Source organism: Pseudoalteromonas distincta (genome assembly GCF_000814675.1).
Lineage (GTDB): Bacteria > Pseudomonadota > Gammaproteobacteria > Enterobacterales > Alteromonadaceae > Pseudoalteromonas > Pseudoalteromonas distincta.
Map to the genome: position 1 here is coordinate 204627 of NZ_JWIG01000021.1, position 26785 is coordinate 231411.

The 26785-nt window shown below is 40.0% G+C and carries 22 protein-coding genes; 5 read left to right on the forward strand and 17 right to left on the reverse strand.

Translation table 11 applies throughout. The features are described from left to right. Positions 1–84 precede the first annotated feature (84 nt). The 7 genes from fusA to QT16_RS13335 all read right to left on the reverse strand — a co-directional run bounded on the left by fusA (position 85) and on the right by QT16_RS13335 (position 8998). Positions 85–2169: an elongation factor G gene (fusA, locus tag QT16_RS13305; RefSeq protein WP_004334977.1), complete on the reverse strand. Its 2085-nt coding sequence runs from the start codon at positions 2167–2169 to the stop codon at positions 85–87. Between the two features lie 206 nt (positions 2170–2375). Then, positions 2376–3101, reverse strand: a complete 726-nt coding sequence (locus QT16_RS13310; RefSeq protein WP_039488685.1) for a response regulator — start codon at positions 3099–3101, stop codon at positions 2376–2378. Positions 3102–3115: 14 nt separating this feature from the next. Continuing rightward, entirely contained in the window at positions 3116–4738 is a 1623-nt protein-coding gene (locus tag QT16_RS13315; RefSeq protein ID WP_052201245.1) for an ATP-binding protein, read from the reverse strand. Positions 4739–4746: 8 nt separating this feature from the next. Then, entirely contained in the window at positions 4747–6291 is a 1545-nt protein-coding gene (locus QT16_RS13320; protein WP_039488686.1) for a tripartite tricarboxylate transporter permease, read from the reverse strand. A gap of 3 nt (positions 6292–6294) precedes the next feature. Then, the gene (locus QT16_RS13325; RefSeq protein ID WP_039488687.1) at positions 6295–6762 is read right to left on the reverse strand and encodes a tripartite tricarboxylate transporter TctB family protein; all 468 of its coding nucleotides are present in this window, start codon (positions 6760–6762) and stop codon (positions 6295–6297) included. A gap of 11 nt (positions 6763–6773) precedes the next feature. Next, positions 6774–7745: a Bug family tripartite tricarboxylate transporter substrate binding protein gene (locus QT16_RS13330; protein ID WP_039488688.1), complete on the reverse strand. Its 972-nt coding sequence runs from the start codon at positions 7743–7745 to the stop codon at positions 6774–6776. An 11-nt stretch (positions 7746–7756) separates the two neighbouring features. Then, the gene (locus tag QT16_RS13335; RefSeq protein WP_052201244.1) at positions 7757–8998 is read right to left on the reverse strand and encodes an OprO/OprP family phosphate-selective porin; all 1242 of its coding nucleotides are present in this window, start codon (positions 8996–8998) and stop codon (positions 7757–7759) included. Positions 8999–9497: 499 nt separating this feature from the next. Here QT16_RS13335 and QT16_RS13340 point away from each other — a divergent pair, with 499 nt between their 5' ends. After that, complete coding sequence (locus QT16_RS13340; protein ID WP_039488690.1) at positions 9498–12476, forward strand: DUF3857 domain-containing transglutaminase family protein; 2979 nt, start codon at positions 9498–9500, stop codon at positions 12474–12476. Positions 12477–13029: 553 nt separating this feature from the next. Here the strand turns inward: QT16_RS13340 and ylqF are convergent. From ylqF to QT16_RS13390, 10 genes are all read right to left on the reverse strand, one after another. After that, entirely contained in the window at positions 13030–13983 is a 954-nt protein-coding gene (gene ylqF, locus QT16_RS13345) for a ribosome biogenesis GTPase YlqF (RefSeq protein ID WP_024595146.1), read from the reverse strand. A 221-nt stretch (positions 13984–14204) separates the two neighbouring features. Continuing rightward, positions 14205–14465: a hypothetical protein gene (locus tag QT16_RS13350; protein ID WP_039488691.1), complete on the reverse strand. Its 261-nt coding sequence runs from the start codon at positions 14463–14465 to the stop codon at positions 14205–14207. Positions 14466–14479: 14 nt separating this feature from the next. After that, positions 14480–15133 carry a hypothetical protein gene (locus tag QT16_RS13355; RefSeq protein WP_152609344.1) on the reverse strand — a complete coding sequence of 218 codons (654 nt, stop codon included), beginning with the start codon at positions 15131–15133 and terminating at the stop codon, positions 14480–14482. Positions 15134–15317: 184 nt separating this feature from the next. Next, positions 15318–16385 (reverse strand): type II toxin-antitoxin system antitoxin DNA ADP-ribosyl glycohydrolase DarG, encoded by a 1068-nt coding sequence (gene darG, locus QT16_RS13360; RefSeq protein WP_039488693.1) that lies wholly within the window; start codon positions 16383–16385, stop codon positions 15318–15320. Between the two features lie 76 nt (positions 16386–16461). Continuing rightward, the gene (locus QT16_RS13365; RefSeq protein ID WP_039488695.1) at positions 16462–19575 is read right to left on the reverse strand and encodes an HsdR family type I site-specific deoxyribonuclease; all 3114 of its coding nucleotides are present in this window, start codon (positions 19573–19575) and stop codon (positions 16462–16464) included. Beyond that, complete coding sequence (locus tag QT16_RS13370) at positions 19572–20621, reverse strand: virulence RhuM family protein (protein WP_039488696.1); 1050 nt, start codon at positions 20619–20621, stop codon at positions 19572–19574. Before QT16_RS13370 ends, QT16_RS13365 begins: the two co-directional genes overlap by 4 nt. Further along, positions 20614–21744 carry an AAA family ATPase gene (locus QT16_RS13375; protein ID WP_039488698.1) on the reverse strand — a complete coding sequence of 377 codons (1131 nt, stop codon included), beginning with the start codon at positions 21742–21744 and terminating at the stop codon, positions 20614–20616. The genes QT16_RS13370 and QT16_RS13375 overlap by 8 nt, the downstream gene beginning before the upstream one ends. Beyond that, entirely contained in the window at positions 21744–22961 is a 1218-nt protein-coding gene (locus QT16_RS13380; RefSeq protein WP_039488699.1) for a restriction endonuclease subunit S, read from the reverse strand. Before QT16_RS13380 ends, QT16_RS13375 begins: the two co-directional genes overlap by 1 nt. Continuing rightward, positions 22958–24523, reverse strand: a complete 1566-nt coding sequence (locus QT16_RS13385; protein WP_039488700.1) for a type I restriction-modification system subunit M — start codon at positions 24521–24523, stop codon at positions 22958–22960. The genes QT16_RS13380 and QT16_RS13385 overlap by 4 nt, the downstream gene beginning before the upstream one ends. Positions 24524–24688: 165 nt before the next feature. Beyond that, the gene (locus QT16_RS13390; RefSeq protein ID WP_039488701.1) at positions 24689–24871 is read right to left on the reverse strand and encodes an AlpA family transcriptional regulator; all 183 of its coding nucleotides are present in this window, start codon (positions 24869–24871) and stop codon (positions 24689–24691) included. A gap of 124 nt (positions 24872–24995) precedes the next feature. Between QT16_RS13390 and radC the strand changes: the two genes are divergently transcribed. The 4 genes from radC to QT16_RS13410 are packed head-to-tail and all read left to right on the forward strand — an operon-like array spanning position 24996 to position 26767. After that, positions 24996–25469 (forward strand): RadC family protein, encoded by a 474-nt coding sequence (gene radC, locus QT16_RS13395; protein ID WP_039488702.1) that lies wholly within the window; start codon positions 24996–24998, stop codon positions 25467–25469. 12 nt (positions 25470–25481) lie between these two features. Next, positions 25482–25901: a DUF2787 family protein gene (locus QT16_RS13400; RefSeq protein ID WP_039488703.1), complete on the forward strand. Its 420-nt coding sequence runs from the start codon at positions 25482–25484 to the stop codon at positions 25899–25901. A gap of 12 nt (positions 25902–25913) precedes the next feature. Beyond that, a complete protein-coding gene (locus tag QT16_RS13405; RefSeq protein ID WP_039488704.1) occupies positions 25914–26474 on the forward strand; it encodes a tyrosine-type recombinase/integrase in 561 nt (186 codons plus the stop codon). 53 nt (positions 26475–26527) lie between these two features. Then, complete coding sequence (locus QT16_RS13410; RefSeq protein ID WP_039488705.1) at positions 26528–26767, forward strand: hypothetical protein; 240 nt, start codon at positions 26528–26530, stop codon at positions 26765–26767. The last annotated feature ends 18 nt before the right edge of the window (positions 26768–26785 follow it).

Consider the following 26785-nt stretch of genomic DNA (forward strand, 5'->3'; position numbering starts at 1 on the left):
AAAACTATAAAAAAATAAAACCAAATTATAGGCAATAAAAAACCCGCATCATGTGCGGGTTTTTTTAAAGAGTTAAAGAGCTAATTACTTAGCAGCTTTTTTCTCTTTTTCTGCAGCGATTACTGTGTCAGCTACGTTTTGTGGACATGGTGCGTAGTGTGAGAACTCCATAGAGAACTGACCACGACCAGATGTCATTGTACGTAGTGAACCAATGTAACCGAACATTTCTGATAACGGAACGTCAGCTTTAATGCGAACGCCAGTTAAACCAGCTTCTTGGTCGCTTAGCATACCACGACGACGGTTAAGGTCACCGATTACATCACCAACGTGATCTTCTGGAGTGAACACGTCAACTTTCATGATTGGCTCAAGAAGTTGTGCGCCCGCTTTAGGGATCGATTGGCGGAAAGCACCTTTAGCAGCGATTTCGAACGCGATTGCTGATGAATCCACGGCATGGAAACCACCGTCAAAAAGTTCAACTTCAACGTCTAATACTGGGAAGCCAGCTAGAACACCTTCGCCCATCATTGACTTAAAGCCTTTCTCAACTGCAGGCCAGAATTCTTTAGGTACGTTACCACCAACAACTGATGATTTAAACGTGAAGCCTGAAGCAACTTCGCCTGGCTTGATGCGGTAGTCGATTTTACCGAACTGACCAGAACCACCAGATTGTTTCTTATGCGTGTAGCTATCTTCGATTTCACGAGTGATAGTTTCACGGTAAGCAACCTGTGGTTGACCAACGATAAGGTCTACACCGTAAGTACGCTTAAGGATGTCAACTTTGATATCTAAGTGAAGCTCACCCATACCTTTAAGGATAGTTTCGCCTGAATCTTCATCAGTCTCAACTTGGAAAGATGGATCTTCTGCAACCATTTTACCGATAGCAACACCCATTTTCTCATTACCGCCTTTATCTTTAGGCTGTACAGCAATCGAGATTACTGGAGTTGGGAATACCATTGGCTCAAGTGTTACTGGGTGCTTAGGATCACATAGAGTGTGACCAGTTTGCACATTTTTCATGCCTACGATAGCAATGATGTCACCAGCTTGTGCGCTAGTTAATTCGTTACGGTCATCTGCTTGCATCTCAACCATACGGCCAACACGCTCAGTTTTACCAGTAAACGCATTAAGGATAGTGTCACCCTTATTAAGCTTACCTGAGTAGATACGTACGAAAGTTAATGCACCAAAACGGTCATCCATTATCTTAAATGCTAGCGCCTTGAAAGGTTCGTCAGCAGATACGATTGCGAATTCGCCATTTTCGTTACCTTCTTCATCCATAAGAGGTTGAGGATCAACTTCTGTTGGAGCAGGTAAGTAGTCAACAACAGCATCAAGGATTAGTTGCATGCCTTTGTTTTTGAAAGCAGAACCACAGAACGTAGGGAAGAAAGCAAGGTCACGAGTACCTTTACGGATACAACGCTTGATATCTTCGATAGAAGGTACTTCACCTTCCATGTACGCTTCCATAAGGTCATCGTCTTGCTCTACAGCAGTTTCGATAAGCATTTCATGGTATTCATCAGTTTTTTCTACCATGTCTGCAGGAACGTCAGTGATTTCGTAGTTTTCTGGAAGACCAGTGTCATCCCATACGTACGCTTTTTTAGTTAAAACATCTACAACACCAACAAACTCATCTTCGATACCGATTGGTAAAGTCATGATTAGTGGAGTTGCGCCAAGTACTTTACGTACTTGCTCAGTTACACGGTAAAAATCAGCACCCATACGGTCTAATTTATTTACAAAGATAATACGTGCAACTTCTGATTCGTTAGCATAGCGCCAGTTAGTTTCTGATTGTGGTTCAACACCACCAGAACCACAGAATACACCAACACCGCCATCTAATACTTTAAGTGAACGGTATACTTCAACTGTGAAGTCAACGTGTCCAGGAGTATCGATAACGTTAAAACGGTGATCTTTCCAGAAACAGCTTACAGCCGCAGACTGGATAGTAATACCGCGCTCAGCTTCTTGTTCCATGAAGTCAGTAGTAGATTCACCATCATGAACCTCACCTGTTTTATGGATTTGACCAGTAAGCTTTAGGATACGCTCAGTAGTCGTGGTTTTACCCGCATCAACGTGCGCGAAAATACCAATGTTTCTGTACTTCGATAAATCTGCCATTAATTTTACTCTTAATAAAGTCGATAAATTATTCGGCAGGAGTATAACATCACTTAATGCGAACATCACCATACAAGCCGCTTAAAATGCAATCAATTCAACATATTTTTTTTATCGTCAGAATCTATTAAATATCAAACATAACAAAAAAATCGCAAGACATTGAAATTAATAGCGTTTAATACTTAAGTTTCAGATACACCAAGTTACTTCGCTATTTTATAGCAACGTTCAGGGCGGCCAATACTGCCGTAACTTTGATCCGCTGTTAACTTACCTGATTCAAGCAAATACTCTAAGTAACGGCGTGCTGTAGAGCGACTAACACCGACCAAATCGCCCATTTGCTGAGCAGTAAATGCAGTGGTTGCGTGCTCTACAAAAGCATCATGTATTTTTTGCAGGGTAAGTTGGTCGACCCCTTTTGGTAAACGATTAGAAATATTGGTTTGCTGCTTTGAGCCAAATAACGTATCAACCATTGACTGCGTTACTTCACTTGCATCAGAAAAACATTGCTGACGTGATTCAAAACGTGCAAGTGCTTGATCTAGTCGGTTTAACATTAATGGCTTAACTAAAAAGTCGCATGCGCCTAACTGCATTGCTTTTTCAAGGGTTTCAACCTCTTTTGCAGCCGTGAGCAGCATCACTTCACTTTTAATTGTTCGTCGTCGTAAATCAGTTAACAAATCTAAGCCATTACCATCAGGCAGGTGTATATCGAGTAAAATTAAATCAGGTTCAATTGCATGCAGCAAAGCTGTTGCCGTGCTTAAATTACCTGCAATGCCCACTACCTGATACTGTGCTTGCCTTAAACTTTGCTTTGGCGTTTGATTGCCTGCAATACCATTTGGTAATAACAAGTACTGCGCTAATAGCTGTGCTACCTCTACTTCGTCTTCAATTATTACTACTGAATACGTCATGTTTAATGCTCTTATTATTTTGGAATATAAACACTTAGTCTTGCACCAAGTAGGTCTGACTCACCAATTTCCAACGTACCGCCGCATGAGTCTAAATTTGTTTTTACCAAATACAAACCAATACCATGCTCTGCCCCTGATTTAGAACTGTACTGAGGTGTAAAAATAACATCATGGTCAGAACCTAACCCAAAGCCTGTGTCTTCTACATCAAATAAGAGAGTTTTACTGGTTTCATCAACGGTTACGCGTACTTTTGCAGAGCGAGAGCCTGATGCCCTCACAGCAGCCTCAATCGCATTATCAATAAGATTTCCTAAAATAGATATAACCCGTTCTAGCATTTCTTTACGTGCAATAACACCAAGCAAGCTGTCAGGGTTTAGCTCAAGCGCAACATTTAATTCTCGTGCTTTATGGTATTTACCTACCAACAAACCAGCAAGCACTGGGTCTTGTATGCGATCTAACAAGTTATGAATTTGTGCCTGAGAGCCTTGGCTTTCTTGTCCTATTATTTCTATAGCTTGTTCATTTTTCCCCATTTGCACTAACGCCCCAATTAGATTGAGCTTATTAGAGTAGTCATGAGTTTGTACTCTTAAAAGCTCTGCAAAAGCCTGAACTTTAGTTAGTTGTTGGCTTAAATACTCAAGTTCATCAGAGGGGCGCATACTCAGTAAAATGCCATCAGCCTGCCCTTGCACCTGCAAAGAAAATCTCGATAAAATAAGGCGTTTATCAGCGGCAAATAATTCAAATCCTACTATTTTACGTCGCTGATTACGCAATAAAAACTTAGCGTGCTTGGGTAATAAATCTTCCAAGGAAAGATTGTTATGGACTATAGATGTCGGTTTATCGAGGATTTCGCATGCACGCTGATTTAGCTTTCGGACTTTACCATCAGGGTCCAGGGCAATAATGCCACTACGAACAGTATTTAAAATAGCATCTTGCTCTGAAAATAACCTTGCTATTTCATCAGGTTGCAAGCCAAATATCGCATTACGTACTCGCTGCCCAATATAGACAGCCGCTACAATACTTAAGCCAACAAGCAGCAGCCCCCAGATAAGTATCTCAGCACTGCGTGATAAAATCAGAGGGTTAATAGATTGTACCAAAAAGCCAACAGACACTAAGCCTATAATTTCATTATTAACATTATATACAGGTACTTTTCCGCGAATAGACTCCCCCATACTGCCATGCGCAACCGATATGTAGCGCTCGCCTTTGAGGGCGTTTTGGCTATCGCCTCCAACCATAGGCTTGCCAATTTTATGCTCATCAGGGTGAATAATACGCAGCGCATTAATATCGCCAACCACAATAAAGTCAGCACCAGTGAGCTCTGTGAGAGTCTCTATCTGCGAGTTCAACGCTGCTAAGTCGACTTTAATCTCTAACGCATTTATTACATCTGTACGTGTCGCAATACTATTGGCTACAGCGAGTGCTTTATCACCTATGTGGTTGTGTAAACTTTGCGCTGTAAGCTGATACACCAACGCCCCAAACAATATTGCTTGTAAAACACATAGCCCTGTTACCCAAATAATTAAACGTGTTTCTAATCGTTTAGGTTTTTTAACCATGCTTTGCAATGGGTTTAGCTTGTTGGTGTTGATCATTTATCTCTCTATTGAACTTGTTCTTGCTGTAACTTAGACGCTGTTTTATCCGCTCGACGCTGCTTTAAATAATCCTTTAAAGGAAACAACAGCACTAAAATAGAAAGTATAAAAATACTTAACGTGAGTGGTCTGTCCCATAAAAAGCTTAAAGAACCATCTGAAATCATCATTGAGCGACGGAAGTTTCGCTCGATCATGTCTCCTAAAATAAAGCCAAGTAACAACGGTGCCATTGGAAAGGCCAGTAGACGTAATACTAACGCAACCAAAGCAACGCCAACCATCATAAATAAGTCGAATGTGTTAAACGACACCAAGTAAACACCAATTAAGCTAAAGAACAATATCATCACGGTGAGTACCGACTTTGGCATTGCCAATACTTTTGCAAAATAAGGGATGAGTGGCAGGTTTAAAATTAATAAAACAATGTTGCCAAAATACATACTTACAATTACAGACCAAAACACGCTAGGGTTTTCTTGCATAAGCATCGGGCCAGGCTGAATGCCATAAGCGATTAATGCTCCAAGCATAATTGCCGTAGTACCAGAACCAGGAATACCCAATGTTAGTAAAGGAACAAACGAGCCTGTGCACGCAGCATTATTTGCAGACTCAGGAGCAGCTAAACCACGTAAAGAGCCTTTGCCAAATTTTTCCTTTAGGCCTTTAGGTGCTAAATTTCGCTCTGTTGCATAAGCCATAAAACTAGCGATAGTAGCTCCAGCTCCAGGTAAAACGCCAACAATAAATCCTAAAAATGACGAACGGCCAACAACCGGCGCCATATCTTTAACTTCGTCTTTTGTTAATTTAGTTGAACCTATTTGTGGTGTATCTGAATCATTAAGACTTTTAGCGTCTTTCTTCTCTGGCTTAACAACATTAATTAATGCCTCAGCAAGTGCAAACGTTGCCATTGCAATTAATAAAAAGCTAATACCATCGAGTAAGTCGGCTTGTCCAAAGGTAAATCGCTCGGTGCCCGAGGATGGATCTATACCTACCGTTGCCAGCATTAAACCAAATACTGTCATCATCATTGCTTTTAAAAATTGGCCTTTATTTGAAAATGCAGCAATAGCTGTTAAGCCTAAAAACATCAGTACTACATAATCGGGGGATTGAAAGCTCAACGACACCTTTGCTAGTAGAGGCGCAGCAACCATAAGTAGTATGGCGCCGATTGTTCCGCCAATAAACGAGGAATAAGCAGCAATAGCCAAGGCTTTACCAGCATGGCCTTGCTTTGCTAACGGGTAGCCGTCAAAAGATGAAGCCACCGTACCCGCCACCCCTGGCGCATTTATTAAAATAGATGACGTAGAGCCGCCAAAAATAGCGCCGTAATAAACACCGGCCATTAAAATCATACCCGAATCAGCACCTATGCTATAAGTAATAGGGATCATCAGAGCAATCGCAGTTATAGGTCCAAGCCCTGGTAGCATACCAATAAAAGTACCCACCAAACACCCTGCTATCACGTACATTAAATTATTAAAGTCGAGCACGGTCGACAAACCAAGCATAATTCCATCAAACATAACTTAACTCCACAAATCGCCCGGAACCAAGTAAATACCTAATACTTGAGTCATCAAAAACCAAAACACCACGGCAACAGGAATAGAGGCAAATAATAAAATCTTCTTGCGCTTTTCACCCATTACAAAAAATCCCACTAATAAAAAAGCGCTCGTTGATATTAAAAAGCCAACAGGTTCCAACATGGCACTATAGATAACCATTAAAACTAATAAGCCTAAAGTACGCACAATGTGTGACTTTTCTAATGGCTGGTTTTCTGCTGCTTTTTCGTTTGGCTTAAGTAAAGTAGAACCAATTGAGAGCAAGCACACCACAATACCAAAAACAGCGTAAACTTTTGGTAACGTAGCAGAAGTAACGGTTTCGTATTCTTCAAACGGTAATAGTGGAATTTGCCACGCCACTACAGCGTACAGAGTAAATAGCGCCAAGAATAAACTTGGCCCTAGTAGTTCGCGATTCATCATAAAAACCTCGATTAATCCGCTTTACGAATAAAGCCAAGCTCTTGCATTACCACTTTAAGCTGCGCTTCTTGTTTTTCGAGTGACTCAATAAATTCATCTTTTTCTTGAAAGAGATTTAACCAGCCATTTCGTGCACGAACAGTTTCCCACTCAGGAGTTGATTGTAATTTTCGAAGTTTTTCGGTGTATTGAGCTAATTTATCGGCAGGCAAATTAGGGGCTGCAAAAAAACCACGCCAATTAACAAACTCCATATCGTAGCCCATCGACTTTAATGTAGGTATTTGTGGATAATCAGTTAAAGCCTCTGGCGATGTAACGGCTAACACCCGCGCCTGTCCGCCATTTGCAACTTCTAATGCTTCGCTTAAGCCAGTCGAAAGTAAGTTAACCTCACCAGAGAGTAGGCCTGCTTTTGCTTTGCCACCGCCATCATATGGAATATAACGAATTCTACGGCCATCAATGCCGCCAGCTTTAGCTGCTTGTGCAGCAACTAAGTGGTCCATACTGCCACGGGCTGAACCACCAGCTACTTTAATTGAGCTTGGGTCTTCTTTAAGCGCTTTAATAACATCCTGCCAGGTTTTATAGGGCGAATCGTTACGAACAACAAAGGCACCAAAATCAGCAATCATACTTGCTACTGGTGTTAAATCTCGGTAACTGTAAGGAATCTTTCCGGTTAAGGCTCGCAATACTATAGGCGTTGAATTAACCATTAAAATATCGCCTTTTTTAGTACCTGACTCTATTAAGTAGGCAATTGCACGGCCACCGCCACCACCTGACATATTTTGAAAAGATGCATTATCATCAATGCCTGCCTTTACTAAACCTTCACCTACACCGCGAGCTGTTGTATCCCATCCGCCACCAGGGCCTGCTGGTACTAAAAAGTGAATATCGGCCATTGCCATGGGGCTACTTAGTACTAATGATGCCGCTAATAATGTTGTTTTTACTGACTTAAATAATTTCATTGTGTGTCTCCTTAAAATAAATACTGCATACGTGCACTAAAGCCCATACCAGAGTCTTCATCACCTACAAGCGCAGCGGTGCCTGGGCCCTCTACATCGCTGTAGATAAGGTTGCCCATAAATTTAATGTCACTACTAACGTAATAGCTTGTTCCTAATGTAAAGGTGGTTACTTCGCTGCCTTGGGTTTTACTCGTTGCATCCATTTGTGAAACACGCGCAACAAGCTCCCATGCATTTTTAATATTTTTAGGTTGAACAAATAGAGCTGAGCTGGCTTTGTACTGTCGTTGCTCCCCCCCTAAAAAGTAACTTGCTGAAATATGAAAACCGTCAAAACGTTCTCCATCTAAATCATCACTACTATTAAGCGCATCTAATGCACGGCTTGCGTACTCAGCCTCTAGTGTTAAAGAGTCAGCCTGAAAAGCAAATTCAAGTCCCGACTGCGATAAGCTATCCAATGATACTGTTGTACCGCCTGCAGCATAATTAACTAGGCGTACATTGGTTTCACGTATTTCACCACGCGCAAAACGATCTCCTAGTTCATTGCCGCCCATATCGCGATATGAATGCCATGCACCTAAATGAATTACATCACCAGGGGCTGCACTCGACCACGTCGCACGCCCTGTAATAGCAAGAGTAAGCTTGTCGTTTTCATCACTACCTGTTGCACCAAATGCATCATTTTTGTAAACGCCTATCGCGTAACGAAAGCCAGAGTCTTTAAAATATTGATAGGCAGAAGCGCCCCAACGAAAAAAGGGCGAGAAGGTATTAGCAAGCGAACTACGCTCAATAGTATTAATATGTTTTGAACTGGTTAATGCATTTAGCGAGATATCTTCGCGAATTTTACCTACTTTAACTTTAAGTCCGTTATCGAACGCATAACGTACTCGCGCCATCACTATTTCAGCGTCACCTTCGCCAAATTCTAAAAGTAATTTGTGATCCCAGTTACCATGTTCACTCTCTACATAGGTACGAATACGGCGAGGGAAAAAGTCGCTCCCGCCAGAGCCCTCGTTCTCGGCATTGTAAGCACCATCAAAATAGTTGTAGTCGAGCTGAACTCGTCCACCAAACTCTAAATTAAAACCACTGGTTGTTTTTAATGCACTTACTTCTTTTTGCAGCGCATCTAATTGCTCTTGTAGTTTTTGCGTATCGTTATCGGCTAAAACGGATGTACTTGCTAATGCGGCAGCAACTGCCAAAGCGAGTTGTGTGTTACTTGCTTTCATTATTTTCTCCACGCTTGTGTATGTATTTATTGTCAGGTAGATAAGCGACGACAAACTGCTATCTAACTCGCAGCTTATTGTTAACGTGAAATTAACTAAATATTTAGAAGGTAAGGTGCATTGATGATCGTTGTGTGCTTTTTATTCATAAAATTCATGAACAAAATGAGCAAAAACAGTTACTGTTATATTTTGATTTATAAACAATTTTAAAGGTTTGAATGATTACCGTACGAATAAATAGATAGGATTTTTGCAGCTCTACAAAGCCCACAATAAAGTAGACTTGGCTAATTATGATTTAGCAATACAACTAAAAAGTCATTTCAGGAAAACTTGAGGGGCGGGTTAAGCGTTTTGCACTTACATAGCTGTTTATTTATATACCAGTAATTAACTGCTCACCGTTTAAGTTGTTAACATCTCATTGTCAAAAAAGCCTAAATTTGGTACATTATTCCCTCAATAGTATTTATAAAAACAACTATAAGACCCTACAATGAAATGGAACTTCCTTCGACTCAGCTCTTGGCTAATTGCACTTACCTTATTACTTTTCTCTCATAATATTTTTGCGCAGCAATATAAAATAGATAAACCAGCTAATTGGGTTAATACACATATTATTGAGCAACCCAAGCATTCCGACATAACCAAGGTACGTGACGGCACACTTTATTTGTTACTCGATAACCAATCCTATATACCGAGCAGGCAAAAACAGCAACGCTATACACGTTTGGTTATGAAAGCTTTAAATCAAAGTGGTGTTGATTATATAAGCCAGCTTAGTCTCGATTTTGATCCAAGTTACGAGTCGCTAACGCTAAATAGCTTAACGATTATCAGAAATAATGAGCACATTGATAAGCTTGATAGCGCGAGAATGACGGTTATACAGGGTGAATCTGAGTTAGCTGAGCGTATTTATAATGGTAGCTTATCACTCAATATTATTATTGATGATATGCGCAGTGGCGACATACTCGATTACAGCTACACAGTGACAGGCAGCAACCCTATATATGCTAATAAGTTCAGTACAAGACGCACGCTGAACTGGTCGGTACCCGTAGTGCAACAGAATATGCGTGTACTTTGGGGTAAACAAACACCTCTACATATAAATACAATAAACGGCGCAGCTGATATTCAAGAAACGCTTAATAAATATGGCAAAGATTATTCTATAACTCTTTTTGAAGAACCTTTACTGGAGCAGAATTCTCAAACCCCAACGTGGTACGACCCATATACACAAGTTTACTTTTCTGAGTTTGACGATTGGGGTCAGGTAGTTAACTGGGCATATCCGCTTTATCAATCAGCCATAGAAACCCCAAACAGCATTTTGGATGTAGCTGAAGAAATAAAAGCAAAACACACAAAAACATCAGACAAAATTGCCGCAGCACTGCGCTTTAGCCAAGACGAAGTTCGATATTTAGGGCTTGAAATGGGCACTAACTCGCATCAACCAACGTCAGCTTCAGAAACGCTTTCGCTACGATACGGCGATTGCAAAGATAAAACAGTACTGCTTATCTCGTTATTAAAAGCGATGGATATAGAAGCCTTCCCTGCGCTAGTTGATACAGAGGAAACCAAACGTTTAAAAGAACTTCCACCTTCAGCAAGTGTATTTAATCACGTTATTGTTACGCTTAAGCAAAACGGAAGACGCTACTGGCTCGACCCTACGGTTAGCTACCAACGAGGTACTCTCGAATATTTAGCACAGCCTGATTATGGCTATGCCCTAATTATTGATAAAGGTGAAAGCGCTTTAACTTCAATGGCGCAAAAACCTGTACATACAAATGTATCGGTAGAGGATAACTTTTTTATTGCTGAAAAAGTATCTGAGCCATCACGTTTTGAAACCCAGTACACTTATGCTGAATTTGAAGCAATTAACCGAAGAAACAATATAGCCAGCAGTGGTCTAAATAGCGTTGCTAAATCTTATTTCGAGTATTACCAAGGCTTTTTAAATGGCTTATCAATCAATGAAGCAATGGCAATTAGTGAGCAAGAAAAAACGGGCAAACTAATAACCAAAGAATCGTATTTAATTAGTGAATTTTGGGAAAAAACAGACGAAGGCTACGAAGCTAGTTTTTATGCGAGTGAAATACAAAATAGCGTTTACGAACCAAAGCAGGTAAATCGTACCGACCCACTTTACTTTGACTACCCCAATATAATTAACACCACAATAAAACTACATTTTGCAGAAAAAGGTTGGGGATTTGATAGCGATCAAGAAGAAATTGACAACGACTACTTCAATCTAAAAACAACTACTGAATTTAATGATAATGTTTTAACACTGAGCTATAACTATTACGCAAAACAAGATCATATTAAAGCGGATCAAATAGATGATTATTTAGCACAGCGTAAAAAGTTAATATCAGCAACTCATTACCCTATTCTAAAATATGCAAAGGCGAGCGAAACGCCTCAAACAACAGCTGATGTGCTAGATAGCTTTGGTTATAGCTGGCTTAAATATCTGTTGGCTGGCTATATTTTAGTGCTCATATTCTTTTTCGCCGATTGGCGATTAGAGTCAGCAAAAAAAGTTAAATTTGAAGATAGTCCATTTTATGCTGTATCTGTAAGTAAGTTTATTATTTACAGTATTTTAAGTTTAGGCATATTTGTTAACTACTGGAGTTATCGTAACTTTAAGGCCATTAAAGAGCGCGATAACTCAAGTATTATGCCTATTGCTCGAGGTATATTTGCATTTTTATGGTACTACCCTTTGTATCGCGCACTTGCACAGCACAGCCAACAACAGTTAAACAAAAATAGAGTAATGCCTAACTGGACTGCCTTAACACTCTGGCTAATGGTACTTGCCAGCGCCTTTGCTTATCGTATGGACGAATACGCAACCATAGTGATTTGTATAATGCCATTTTTATGGTTGCCCCTAGTTAGTTACATTGAGCAAACCGATATAAGTAAAGAAGCCCTACATTACAACTCATACTGGCGAATTAGACAGTATTTAATCTCGCTTGCGTTTGCACCTCTATTATTTTTAGGCGTACTTCAAGAAGTAAATATTTTACCCAATGCTGCAATTATAAAAGGCGATAGTTTATGGCCTTACCAAGTACACTTTTTAAAACGTAATCGCCTAACACCTGAAAACGAAGAAATACTTTATTTTTATAGCGATGCAGTATTTGATTACCGAGAAGACGGTAACGGAATAACCGAGAACTATATTTTTAGTTACTACAAAAACGATGACGGTAAGCTTGAATCAGATCTTAGTCACTTTAAAGACATAGAAAAAATAGAAACCACATACGGTAAAACCAAACTTGATAACACAAGCATTAAAGTAATAAAAACTGACGGTAGTGATTTCTTGCTCATTGTAGGGCGTCTAAACAAGCAGGATAAAGTACTAGTGGAGCAGATTAATTTACGTATAACAGCAAATAAAGTGCGTTAGTGGCTTAAAATATCCAGTTAAGTACGAATATTTTTAGCCATAAATTAAAGGCTGTTGATCTTTAGGGGCTAAGGTTTTACAAGCAATGCTTTTATAATAAAAATCCATATCAAATTATTTAATAAGTATTAAGCATCTATTTTTTATTCTTAATTGTTCAACCAAAGTAAGTATTTTTATTAAATGTCAGTGCTAACTAGCCGATTTATATATGAATAAAAAACAAACTCACCAATAATAAGAATTATTTGCATTTAGATATTGACAGATAGTTAGATCTAACTGATAATCAATATCAACAAGACGGATTGCATACCACTTGTTAAGGAATGAATTGATTTGTTTCTCGACCCTGAAACAACGTGTGGCGCACGTAAACAGCTATGGTTACTTGTTATGAACCGCAACGCCCCTTGATGTTGATGATGAGTAACCGCCCTACTATTTTACTTGCTACATTGCTCATATCGGTGACGGTAGATATGAAACTAAAAAAGCCCTTACGGGCTTTTTTTATGTCTGTAATTTAGTTGGTTAAATTAAACTAAATCAATTAACGACGGTTTTTACGTGCGCGTGCTCGGCGTTGTTTTTTCTCTTCTTCTTTAGCTGCTTTTTTAGCTTCTGCTGCAGCGCGTAAACCAGCAACCATTACTTCTTCTTCCTCACGCATTTGCGGAGTTTCCATAGTAATACGGCCAATGATACCGTCGCGTAATTCGTTGATTAGTATTTCAGACATTTTGTATGTGTCTATTTGATTGCCACCACGAATACAGCCACGTTTTTTACCCGCCATTTCAACAAATTCCCAATCACTTTGTGGTAATTCATCTATTTTATAACGCGCTTTTAATAACTCAGGGTATGCACGCAATAGGTACTCAGCTGTGTAACTTGCTACTTCTTCATACTCAAGTGCTGTATCACGAATGGCACCGGTAGCGCCTAAGCGGTAACCTGAGTTTTCGTTTTCTACTTTTGGCCACAGCATACCTGGCGTATCGTAAAGCATAATACCGTCTTCAAGCTTAATGCGTTGTTGTGCTTTAGTAACAGCAGGCTCATTACCTGTTTTTGCAACTATACGCCCAGCCAATACATTAATTAACGTAGATTTACCCACGTTAGGAATACCCATGATCATGGCTTTAATTTGCTTATCTGCACCCACTTTATGCGGCACTAGCTTTTTACAAAGCTCATTAATACGGTGTACTTCAGCTGCTTTATCATGCCCAAAAGAAATCGCTTTAACACCGTTTTCTTGCTCAAAATAATCTTTCCAGATTTGAGTCATTTTAGGATCAGCTAAATCAGCTTTGTTCAAAATTTTGATGACCGGCTTACCTTCACGCAAGGTTGCCACCATCGGGTTTTCACTACTGTAGGGAATGCGCGCATCAAGCACTTCAATGATCACATCCATTTGTGGCATTATTTCTTTAATTTCATTGCGGGCTTTATTCATGTGCCCAGGGAACCACTGTATTCCTGCTCTACTCATTTGATTTATATGACCTTTAATTTCAGGCCGTAGGCCATGGGTACTAATGTGGGTACTAAAAGTAAAACTATGCTTTTGTACTTTCGTTTCTGCAAATAGTTTACTACAAAATCGGCCTTGAACTCCCATAGAAAATAAAAACGATAAACTTAAAGTGGTTTATAAACTTTAGATACCAACTATAAAAAATTAGTAAAGCACTATACCAACCACAGTCTTAGCTAAAAAATTCCTTTAAACGTACCAAGAATATAGTTTAGATATAACAATGCTCCAATGATTGCACTTGGAAATTTTAGGTACCATTTAACATCGCTGCTTAAAATCATAATGAATATCATAATAGGTAGACTAAGTAGTACACCACCAAACCATCCTTTGAAACCTCCTATAAAGCCATCACCCATAAAGCCTATTACAGCAAATGTAGCGGCAAAACCAAACATTATAATAAAAGGTATTTTTTCTAATAACTTGTCCATTAAAACAACCTTCCTTAGTAATTGCAGCTATATTCAGATGGCATATCAACCGAGTATTTATATTCCTTCGGCTCTTTAAAATTTAAACGATCTATTGTCTGTGCTATCAAAAACTCATACATGCCACGATCTGAACAACCCTCTTGGCTTGAAGAGGAAAAACTAAATAATATTTTTTCATCTGAATTTACAGAAAACCAATTTGTAGAAAAGTAGTAATTAGTGAAGTATCCCGTATTAGTTGAACTACCTGTTATACCTAATGTTTTTTGTTTATTTTGAGTACAAAAAGTACCTGTACAATTGATAGTAGAGTAACCACTATCAATTAAACCATAATTTGATGTTTCATACTGATATGAGCCATTACTTTTACTAACGTTAATATAAACAACAGCATCAAAGTTAACTCCAGGTACTGGAAGGTCTTTATAGGAATATACATTTTTAAACCCTCTCTGCTTCAGTGAGTAAATAACGTGATCGATATAATATTTAGATTCAAGAGTGTTAAAATTCTCACCTTGTGCTGCAAAAACAGCGATATAAGTATCTGTATAAAACTTAAAGTTAGGATCAACTTGAGAAGAGTAACTCGCTTGCATAGTAGATTTACAAGATGCAATGAAGATAAGAAAAGTAAAAATGATTAGATGCTGAATGCGCACAATGCAGTCCTTTATAATTAGCGTTATTATATTGTATTTTATAAAGGTAACAATGTGAAGTTAGCTGCTTTTGTATAACTCTAGAGGTCAGAGCTATAAAGCTGGGGAATATTGAGCCGATTGGGCCTTATCGTTCAGCAATACTGCATAAAAGGGAAGCATCACGCTTCCCTTTAAAATAGCTTTAAGCTGTTTGTGCTTTTAAATTCAACCAGTCCTCTTGTTTTAGTTTGTTCCAAGCAGCAAGAATATGGGCGGGCTTCATTTGTGACTTTCGAGCATTCCAGCTATGTACTGTATTTATAAGCTCTTCATCAGTAATACTATTGCCTTCTAGCTCATTCGTTGCAACCCAGTGCACAGTTGAAAGCAGCTCCATACCGTTTTGCGACTCAAAGCCTTCTATTAGCCTGGCTACTTTATCAAATCGTTGTTTTGTGTTTGGGCATTCTTGCAAATAGTTAATTGCTTCGATAGCCGCATCATCTTTTAACTCTATAGGCGTATCAGGCTTATTTATACCATCTGCATAACCAGTAATAAAGTGGCCTTCCATTTTATCTAACACATGGCGAAGTACATCGGCATAAGGGCCATAATGATGTTTTTGAAATATCACCTTGTTTAAAGGCTCACCTGCCGCTGTTAAAAAATAAACAAGCTTTTGTACTTCTAATAGCGATAAGCGATAACCAAACCCTGTAGAGGTATAACGTTCTATCAAACCTAGCACTGCGGCTCTACCGAGTGTCATTTCAGGTCTTTTAGTTTTATTAGGCATCGCCTGGGCCGTTGGAGCATTTTGTGGCGGGTATACACGCCATTCAACATCTGGCAATTCACTTAAAGAGTTGTGTATAAGTGAATCAACAGCATGCCAATCTAGGCCCCCTAAACCACTTCCCAGTGCTGGTAAAGCGACAGATTTAAGCCCTAATCGCTTTACTTCAGCTTTTAGGCTGTTCAACCCTTGCTCTATATATTCAAGCTTAGAACTACCTTTCCAGTGCGCTTTAGTAGGAAAGTTAATAATATAAAATGGTGCATTAATAGAGTTAAGCTCAACAGTTAACACTTCACCTGTTACCAGCTTTTTATCATCACAGGCCTTTTTGTATACTTTAAAGTTATCAGGAAAGGCCTTTTTAAACTGCAAAGCAAGCCCTTTACCCATTACCCCTACAGTATTAACTGTGTTGATAATAGCATCAGCTTGATCATGTAAAATATTGCCTGTTTGATAAGTAATCATCTTAACCTCAGTAGTACCACTGCGGTCTAACTACGACCTCAGGTTTATGCTGTACGGTTTGTATATATTTACGCCCCTAAACCTGCCCACCCACACCTTTGAATTTTTCAACAAAAGCGGCAATTTTCTGAAAAACCGTTTGCTTCTGGGTTCGGTACTGTGGGTTTAATGGGCTAAGTTTGGGCAGCGCCTCATTCAGCGCAGTACCATTTTCAGAGGCGTACTCACGTTTAAGTGATGACGCAATATAGCGTTTGGCAGCATCGATATTGAGCTTTTCAGAGGCAATAATAGCATCGGCTTCGCGTTTTTGTTCTGCTTGAGCGAACTTGAAAAAGGCGTCGATAATGCTGGCTTTGTCATTGATCTCATCTAGGTTTGTCTGGTTAATAAAATCAACTACTAAGCTCTCTTTAGCTCTATTACCAAGGCTACCGCGAATCATACGACGAACTTCTTCTATCAAGCCTTCTTTGCTCTTGTTCTTCTTATTGTGATCAAAAATCAGTTCAAGAATGTAATCAAGGTTAATTTCTTGAGATTTAAGCAAATCAACTTCAAAGACCACATCGTCCCAGTCTACCGTTGATTTATCTTTGTCCTGACCTTCTTTATCGCGTCGCAACCAGTCACGGGTATCATTGTAAGTAGAGCGATAATCTTGAATAGCACGTTCGCTCGGCATATCGATGGTTTGCATTGCCTCGATGTCAGCATCGTCCAGATAGTACTTTGACTTGAACTCTTTAACAGCTTGTTCATCACTGATATCTAAGCTTTGCAGTGCTTTTAATCCAGCAAACTCATCGTAGTTTTGTAAAATATTTTCTGCTTTGAGGTATTCACCAAACAGCTTGGCAAACTCTTTTTTATCTTGTTCTTTTTCAATATTTTCTGGGTTTGGAAAACGTTCTTGCAGCTCTTTTACAATATCAACAAAACCTCGATGCGCTTGGCCAGTAGCAATATCGTTAAAGCCTTCCATGTATTCTTTGTAGCTCTTCTCCAGCACCACGTTTTTGGTGTTTTTGTCACCAAACAGGGTTATGGCATCAATGGTCGCCTGTTCCAAGTCACGAAAGGTAACAATATTGCCAAAGGTCTTAGTCGCATCATAAATGCGGTTAGTGCGAGAAAACGCCTGCATCAAACCGTGATAACGCAAATTTTTATCAACAAACAAGGTGTTGAGCGTCGGTGCATCAAAGCCCGTTAAAAACATACCCACCACGATGAGCAAGTCTATTTCTTGGTTCTTAACTCGTTGGGCAAGGTCACGGTAGTAGTTCTGAAAGCCATTACTGTCTACGCCGTAGTTAGATTTAAATATGGCGTTGTAATCGTTAATCGCGGCGCTCAAAAACTCTTTTGCGCTACTATTCATGGCATTGACTTCAAAGCTCTCATCTAAAATATCACCAATGGCGTCCTGCTCTTCATTAGCAGCAAATGAGAAGATAGTCGCAATGCGCAGAGGTTTACTTGTGGGGCTATTTTCTGCCTCGGCCTGCAATGTTTTGAAGGTTTCATAGTACGCTTTCGCTGCATCAACACTACTGACCGCAAACATGGCGTTAAACCCTTTTGCACCAGAATAGGCTCGATGAGTTTTCTGGTTAAAATGGCTCAGAATATACCGCGAGATTTCACTAATTCGCATGGGATGTAAAAACGCTTTCTTATTCTCGGCGGCACTGAGTTTTTTATCGTCTTGTTCAGTCTCAATGCTCTTAAATTGCGGACGAACATCGTTATAGTCCACTTTGAATTTAAGTACTTTTTCATCACGAATGGCATCCGTGATAACATATGTATGCAACTGCTGGCCAAACACGTCGCCCGTGGTTTCTGCACCCAAGGCGTTTTCAGGGAAAATTGGCGTACCGGTAAAGCCAAACTGGTAGTACTTTTTGAATTTCTTCTTGAGGTTTTTTTGCGCCTCACCGAACTGGCTTCGATGACACTCATCAAAAATAAACACCACTTGCTTGTTGTATATCGCTAAATCGCTCTCATTCTTTATTAAATTGTTGAGCTTTTGAATAGTGGTAACAACAATCTTGTTATCGTCTTTATCCAGGTTGCTTTTTAGCCCTGCGGTACTGTCTGAACCATTCACACTATCAGGCGAAAATCGCTGATATTCTTTCATAGTTTGAAAATCGAGATCTTTTCTGTCTACCACAAAAAAGACTTTATCAATACAGTCTAAATCGGTTGCCAAACGTGCCGCTTTAAAACTGGTGAGTGTTTTGCCTGAACCCGTGGTGTGCCAAATATACCCGCCGCTTTCAGGCTTAGCCCAATCTTTAGCGTTAAACGCGCTCTTTATCTTCCATAAAATACGCTCTGTGGCAGCAATCTGGTAGGGGCGCATGACCAACAAAGTATTGCTAACGTCAAACACCGAGTAACGCAAGATCACTTCAAGCAACGTCTCTTTCTGGAAAAAAGTAGCCGTGAAATCTTTTAAATCCTTAATAAGCGTATTGTCAGATTTTGCCCAGTTCATCGTAAAGTCGAAGCTGTTTTTGTCACGCTTGGTGGTATTGGCAAAATAGCGCGTGTCGGTGCCATTAGAGATCACAAACAGCTGCAAGAACTTGTACAGTGAGTTCTCCGCATTAAAACTTTCTTTACTGTAGCGATGTATTTGGTTAAACGCCTCGCGGATCGCCACACCCCGTTTTTTCAGTTCAATTTGCACCAAAGGCAAACCATTGACCAAAATCGTCACATCGTAGCGGTTGGCATGGCTTCCCGTTTGTTCAAACTGCTTAATCACCTGCACTCTGTTGCGAGCAATCGTCTTCTTATCGAACAAGTAGATGTTTTCTATATGGCCATCATCAAAGACAAAATCGAAGATATAGTCACTGTGTACCTTGCGGGTTTTGTCGAGAATATTGTCGCTTGGTGTGTTCAGGTACTGATCGCAAAAGCGAACCCATTCGGCATCAGTAAACTCAACTTTATTGAGCGCTTGTAGCTGTTTGCGCACATTCACCATCATGGCATCAGGCGTGGTTAGCGCAGGTAAATACTCATAGCCCTGATTTTTTAGGTCCTGAATCAGCTCTCGCTCTAAATCACCTTCGCTCTGAAAGTTTTCTGCTACTTTCCTGTCTTTAGTGTATTTATCTAAAACAATAAAATTATTGGATTCTGCCACTGTTTTATAAGTCGTCATTCGTTTACATCCTTTTTCTTACTTCCATGCCCAAGTAGCTTTTTAACCTCGCGGTCAAAGTCAGATTCTATTTTTTGTTGTTTGTTAAATTGCTCATAAGCTTCATGGGCTTTTTGCTCAGCCGCCTTGCGGGTTACATTGCCATAGCCTTCTAACACTTGGTACTCATTAAAGGCTAAAAACTTATTCACACTTTCAGCGAAGGCTTCCATGGTAAAAGTATTACGGCGTTCAATAATACCTTCTATGTAATCAAAAAATGCTGACACAGCGCGTTCGAGCTTTTTAATTTCATCTTCTGCCAGATAGTTTTTCGCAACCGTAGTGTCTGATTTAAGTATCCGCCCCTCAGGTGCATTTTTATAAGTTGTCATACCCATTAATGGCTGACTGGCATCGGCTTTAAGTGCAATAATTTCAGCCGCAGTATGGCCGGTAATCGCAAAGTGAAACTTGTCTTGCACGTGGGCGTAAAATAAACGCGTAGTTTCTGATTTTGCATCGTAATCAATACTGCATTCAGCAAAAATATCGGTGATCTGCTGATAAATGCGTCGTTCACTGGCACGAATAGAGCGAACACGCTCTAGCAGTTCTTTAAAATAATCTTTACCAAATAAACGGCCATTCTTGAGGCGCTCATCATCCATGGCAAAGCCTTTGATGATGTAGTCTTTAATCAACTGTGTTGCCCAAATTCTAAACTGTGTGGCTTGCGCTGAATTAACCCGATAACCAACCGAAATAACGGCATCTAGGTTGTAGTACTTCACTGGCTTTGTTTGAGTCTTATCAGCAATAGCACCATGTGCAGTGGTATTTTCCAAAATGGAAATAACCAGTTCTTCTTGTAATTCGCCACTTTCAAAAATATTTTTCAAATGCTTAGAAATAGCAGGCACACCCACACCAAATAATTCAGCAATACGCTTTTGGGTCAGCCAAATGGTTTCGCCACTGAGTAATACTTCTACTTTCACATCACCGTTAGGCGCGGTGTAAAGTAAAAATTCAGAAGTTTGATCTTGTAGGCTGATGTTAGGCATTGGCTTCTCCTTGCAGTTTGAAACCATAGTTATTTAATAAATGTTCAAGTAGAAACTTAACAATCTGCTTCTCAGGTTCGGTAGGTTCTGCAACTTCTTCGTTTGATAATGAACGATGACTATAAAAGTGCATCACTCGTTTGGCGTATAGCTCGCGGCTTTCGGGTAATAACGCTGTCCAATCTGCGTACCCCAAAAATGCTGCGACTTTCTCATAAAGGTTGCGCAGCAAATTGAAGTGGAAACGCTGTATTTCATTGTTCGTAATAGCTTGTTCAATCAATTGCTTGATATACAAGTGATATGAAAAACTGGTATTCGCGCCACCTTTTTTTTCTTTTAGATCAAAGGTCCCATCTTCAAATCGTTGCAATAAGTAACAAATTTTCGCATTAAGCTCATTGTGTAACACATTGTAAAATAGTGGATTATGTGTCGATATGATAAATTTAAGCTTCTCAGATTTGCTTAACTTGATTAGTTCCGCCAAATTAACTGCAAGTTCAATTAAATGGTTTTCATCTAATGAGCTGACGGGGTCATCAATGAACACATATTCTAGCTGATTGAAGCTCTCATCATCCTCTTCATCAGGGTTATTCATGACCCTAACAACTTGCTCTAGAAGCCCATGAAAAATACTCCAGACAAAGTTACTTTCTTCGCCCTTAGATATTTTTACATTCTGTGCCCTTTCAGCATTTCCTCGCTCAAATGAAAACGTTACTTGAGTAAAGTCTTCATTAAAGTGAGGCGTCAACTTATCGTTGCTATAACGCTGAAACAACCTGGTGATGTTAGCCTCTTGACCTTGTACTTTTAATATCCAATCGATAAACGTATTGGGTTGGATTTTTAACTTAGGTTCTGCATCTGCATCTAAGTCGTTATCCCAGTAAAACAAGTCTTCTGTAAACGCGTTGTAATATAAAATCTTGTGGCGCGACAGAGGCGCTTGCTCTGCATCAATAAGCGCATCTTGCCCATCGTCTTTCGGCGCAATGATCTCTTTAAATTCACGCGACAAACGCGTTTTACCTGTGCCGTTAAAGGCATAGATCAACTGCACCTTTTTGTCGGACGCTTGCAACAACTCTGCTATTTCCGTTAGCGTTTTACTCATTAAGCGGCCTCATCTGAATAAGATTTCGGGAAGCTCAACAACAGGTCACGATAATACTCGTATTGCTTTTGACGTAGCTCGATTTCGCGGGGGAGACCTTCGGTGATTGAGTTAGTTAGAGCGTCGAATTTATCGAGGATAGCGACAATGCGCTCTTGCTCCGTAATTGGAGGGAACGGAAGCTTTAAGTTCTGAAATGTACCCAAGTTTATATTGCTTTGTGCGCTCCCTTGACCTTTTTCTTCTAGCTGCGTTTTGATTGAGGATAGTAAATATTCAACGTAACTTGAGCTCGTTTCCTCAGGATTTGCAACGAAACCAATAACACTATCAGGAAAACATGCATCAAAGCCCAAAATAGATGTTTCTGCAATATTCGCGGCGATAGTGATACATAGTGTGCCTTTAGGCCACAATTTACTCTGCTTTAAACCGAGTTCATTATAAGTTTGGCTGTACTCTTGAATAGTATGAGTTGCATTTCTGATATCACCCGTTTGAATAAAGGGTATATCACCTCCATACAAACTAGGATCATTTCTAGGTCGATGTTTAGATTTTCCTCGACCAAAATCTAAAGCGACTTCACCTAACGTCTTCCACTCAACTTCACCCTCTTCAAAACTCAACAACTGGTCGCGGTAGTAGTTGTATTGTTTTTTCCGCATGTTAAGCTCGGCGGTCAGCTCGGCGGTCAGCTCGGCGGTCATGGCGGTAAATGCGTCCAGAATGCGCACTATTTCAGCTTGTATTGCCAGCGATTTTTCTTGGTTATTTGGGCATGGGATGGGTATTTCCAGCCCTTTTAAACTACCAGCATTCAGTGCGGGTATGCCATCAAATGTGCACAGCGATTGAATAGCAGATTGCATTTGATGTAAGAGGTGATAAAGATATCTTACTTCAAGGTTCGCACTATCTTTGATAGTTACAGAATAATTTAGATTCCCTCTAAAATACTTTCCTTCTTGCCATGTAATTGAACCAACACCGGCCCCTCGGGTAGTTATTCCAATAGGGTCATTGTCAGTATTCCATTTATCGATAAATCCTAAAGGCTCCTTGCCACTATTTATCACAGGATATTTGCCTGGATTAGTTGATATGGCTTGTTTGCTTACTGCTTGCCCTGTTTTGATTAACGTCACGTCGCCAAGTGCAATCCACTCTAAGATTTCTCCATCCAGTAGCTTTTCTAAATAGTTCAAATGACTCATGCTTCAAGCTCCTCACCTTCAATCTCTGCAACAATGGCGTCAATATCACTGCGAAGCGCGTCGATTTTAGCGACGGTGGTTTTAAGTTCGGCATTGAGCTCTGTAATGTCCACTAGCTCGCGGTTGTCTTTCGCTTCCACATAACTGCTTACCGAGAGATTGTAGGTATTGCCTGCGATAACATCCAAATCAACCGATTTAGCAAAGTGATCCACATTCTCTTTGCTGGCAAACACTTTCATGATGTCTTCAATGTGCTGATTAGTGATAACGTTGGTATTGGTTTCTTTTTTAAAGTAAGCCTCGCCACTGGCGTCAATGAACTGGGTGGTGGTGTCGGTTTTGTGCTTAGACAGCACCAAAATATTCACGGCAATGGTGGTGCCAAAGAACAGGTTAGGTGCCAGTGAAATAACGGTTTCAACATAGTTGTTATCAACCAAGTATTGGCGAATTTTTTGCTCAGCACCGCCGCGGTAAAAAATACCGGGAAAGCAAACAATCGCCGCACGGCCTTTGCTTGACAGGTAACTGAGCGCATGCAGCACAAAGGCAAAGTCGGCTTTTGATTTAGGCGCTAATACGCCAGCGGGCGCAAAGCGGTCATCGTTGATTAAGGTTGGGTCGTCGCTACCAATCCATTTCACCGAATAAGGCGGGTTAGAGACAATCGCATCAAACGGTTTGTCATCCAAAAAGTGCGGTTCGGTTAAAGTGTCACCCAACTGAATATTAAACTTGTCGTAGTTAATGTTATGTAAAAACATGTTCATACGCGCCAAGTTGTAGGTGGTGTGGTTGAGCTCTTGACCAAAAAAACCATCTTCAATGATATGCGCATCAAAATGCTTTTTGGCTTGTAGCAGCAACGAACCAGAACCCGCCGCAGGATCATAGATTTTATTCACACTGGTTTGGCCATGCATGGCGAGCTGCGCGATCAGTTTTGAAACGTGCTGAGGCGTAAAAAATTCGCCACCTGATTTACCCGCATTGGCAGCATAGTTTGAAATAAGGAACTCGTAAGCATCACCAAACAGATCGTTTTCGTTGTCTTCAAATTGAGTGATGTTAAGTCCAGCTACGCCTTTTAATACCGCAGCAAGGCGTTTGTTTTTTGCCTCTACCGTATTACCCAGACGATTACTGGTGGTATCAAAATCCGCAAACAAGCCTTTGATGTCTTTTTCTGAATCATAGCCGTTGGCTGAGTTTTCGATTGCAGCAAAAATAGCGGCCAAATCAGTATTTAAATTTTCGTTCTTGTGTGCGTTGGCCGCCACATTGCTAAACAGCTGGCTAGGGTAAAGAAAATAGCCTTTGGTTTTAATGGCATCTTCTTTTGCAAACTTGATGTTTTCATCATCATCAGACATCGCCGCATAATTAACACTTTCATCACCGCCTGTGATGTAACTAACAAAGTTTTCACTGATAAAACGATAGAATAAAGTACCCAAAACGTACTGCTTGAAATCCCAACCATCTACTGAACCTCGCACATCGTTAGCAATAGCCCATATTTGTCGTTGAAGCTCAGCACGTTGTTGGTTACTTGTCATTTCTTTATTCCCGTAAAGTACGTTATTTAATATTAAGCCGCATATTCTAGTAAGTGAGATAAAGCTCGTATTGGCTTTATCTCACTTACTTATCATCCAAATAATACTACCACAAATTCTATATTATCAATCTGCTGCTTCACTTTATAAATAGTTTTACTATCCTTACGCTTCCCTTTCACCAATTCTGTCCATTATCCAATCATCTACTTCTGATTCAAGCCAGGCTACAGATTTTGCACCTAACGATACTTGCTTAGGAAATGTGCCTTTAGTCATAAACTCATAAATTGTTGAGCGGCCAAGTGATGTTTTTTCGATTACTTCTTTTAATTTGATTAAACGCATGAAATTTCTCCGGTTGGTTATTAGTTCATAACCTTTCCGGGGTTAGTATTTTTTTATGCCCTCAAACAAAAAACTTACACATATACATCACTAACTTGCATGAACCACTTAAGAGGAATTTACAATGCAAGGTCAACAGTCGTTATATGAATTTAAACACCCCGTAAATGATGAGCAAATACTTGAAGCTGCTGCATACATAATCGCTAAGAAGCAGTTTAGAGATGGCGTTTTAAATAGCCCTAATGATTGCGAAGAGTACTTAAAACATAAACTCGCAATACATGAACATGAAGTATTTGCCGTCCTGTTTTTAGATAGCCAGAACCGCATACTGGAGTTTAAAGAGCTATTTAGAGGCACTATTAACGCTGCTAGCGTTTATCCTAGAGAAGTTGTTAAAGAGGTGCTGGAGCTTAATGCTGCATCCGTTATATTGGCGCATAACCACCCTTCAGGCATTACTACCCCATCTCAAGCGGACAAGCTGATTACTACCAAATTACAGCAAGCTTTAAACCTAATTGATGTATCTGTGCTTGATCACATCATCATTGGCGAAAGCACGTATTCATTTGCTGAACATGGATTAATTTAAAAGGGATTAGATATGGCGTTAAAAATAGAGCAAGTATCAGGCTTAAAAGTGCCTGACTCTTTTATTAGTGTGATTGTAAGTGCAATTACTAATCGAAGTGATTTTGTAGGGGAAGCCAAGGCGGTGACGCTTAACTTTAGAGATCCAGATTACAGCCCTGAAGCTGGAGGCTTTCACTCTGTAGAGGTTAAGTTAGAAAAGCAGGCCACCAGCTGGCAGCTTGTTTATATTACTGACTTTTCGTATCAGGGCCGTTATACCCCTGAACTGATAAAAGAAATTGATGTGTGCTTTAGCATTAAGCAGGTTTATCACTTTTTAGCTGGTTGGTTGAATGCTAGGGAAGGTGAAGAGTTGTTAGCCTTGTTTATTTCAAACTTTGTTGAGTACTACAACACAGGTTGTTATCAGGTTATGGTTACAACTGAATAAAGGGAGGTTTTTATGGCTGAAGTACAAGCAGTTAAAAATCTTGATACAGTAAGGCTCGTTAGCTATTTACTAGAAAAGCGCTGCTCAAGGCAAATGAGTCAAATATGGAATATTGGCTTAAATCTCGCGCTTAGAATATCTGACTTACTTGCAGTGAAGTTCACTGACATAAACAACGATAGGTTAATTATTTACGAGTCAAAGACCTCGAAATTAGCTGAAATAAAGCTAAATGATAAGGCGCTTACCTTAATCAACGAAATTAAGCTTACTCATCCACACCACATCTACTTATTTCAATCATACCGAAATCAACAAGCAATTAACTCAAAGCCTAAACCACTATCGCGTAGAGCGGTTACTAAAGCATTTGCGCTAGTTGGTGAAGAACTAAATATTCATTTAGGTACTCACTCAATGCGTAAAACACGCGGTTATCACTTGTATCAGAAAACCCACGACATCGCCCGAGTAATGAAAATGCTTCGCCATAGCTCCGAAGCAACAACACTTCGTTATATAGGCATAACACAGGAGGAAATAGACAAAGACTTTGAAGAACTAGAGCTATAACCCTTATTAGCGTCATTCTGGCGCTTGTTTTACTTAACTAAAAGGAAGGTATTATGTCTTTAGATAAAGCTGTTTCGTGCGGCTTGGTTGGTAATGAGCTATCTAAACAGATAACTGGCAGTATTGATGCTAGCGTAAGCAGAACAGCTGTGGCTATAGGCTCCGGTGCAGCCGCTGGAGCGCTTACATCTGGCGCAATAGTAATTGGTGCAGGCGTTGCCTCTGCGCCTGTTACAATCCCTTTGGCGGTAGCTGGTGGATTAGTTGCTGGCATTGCTAGTTTGTTTGATTAGTTAAATACGAGTGCTCAA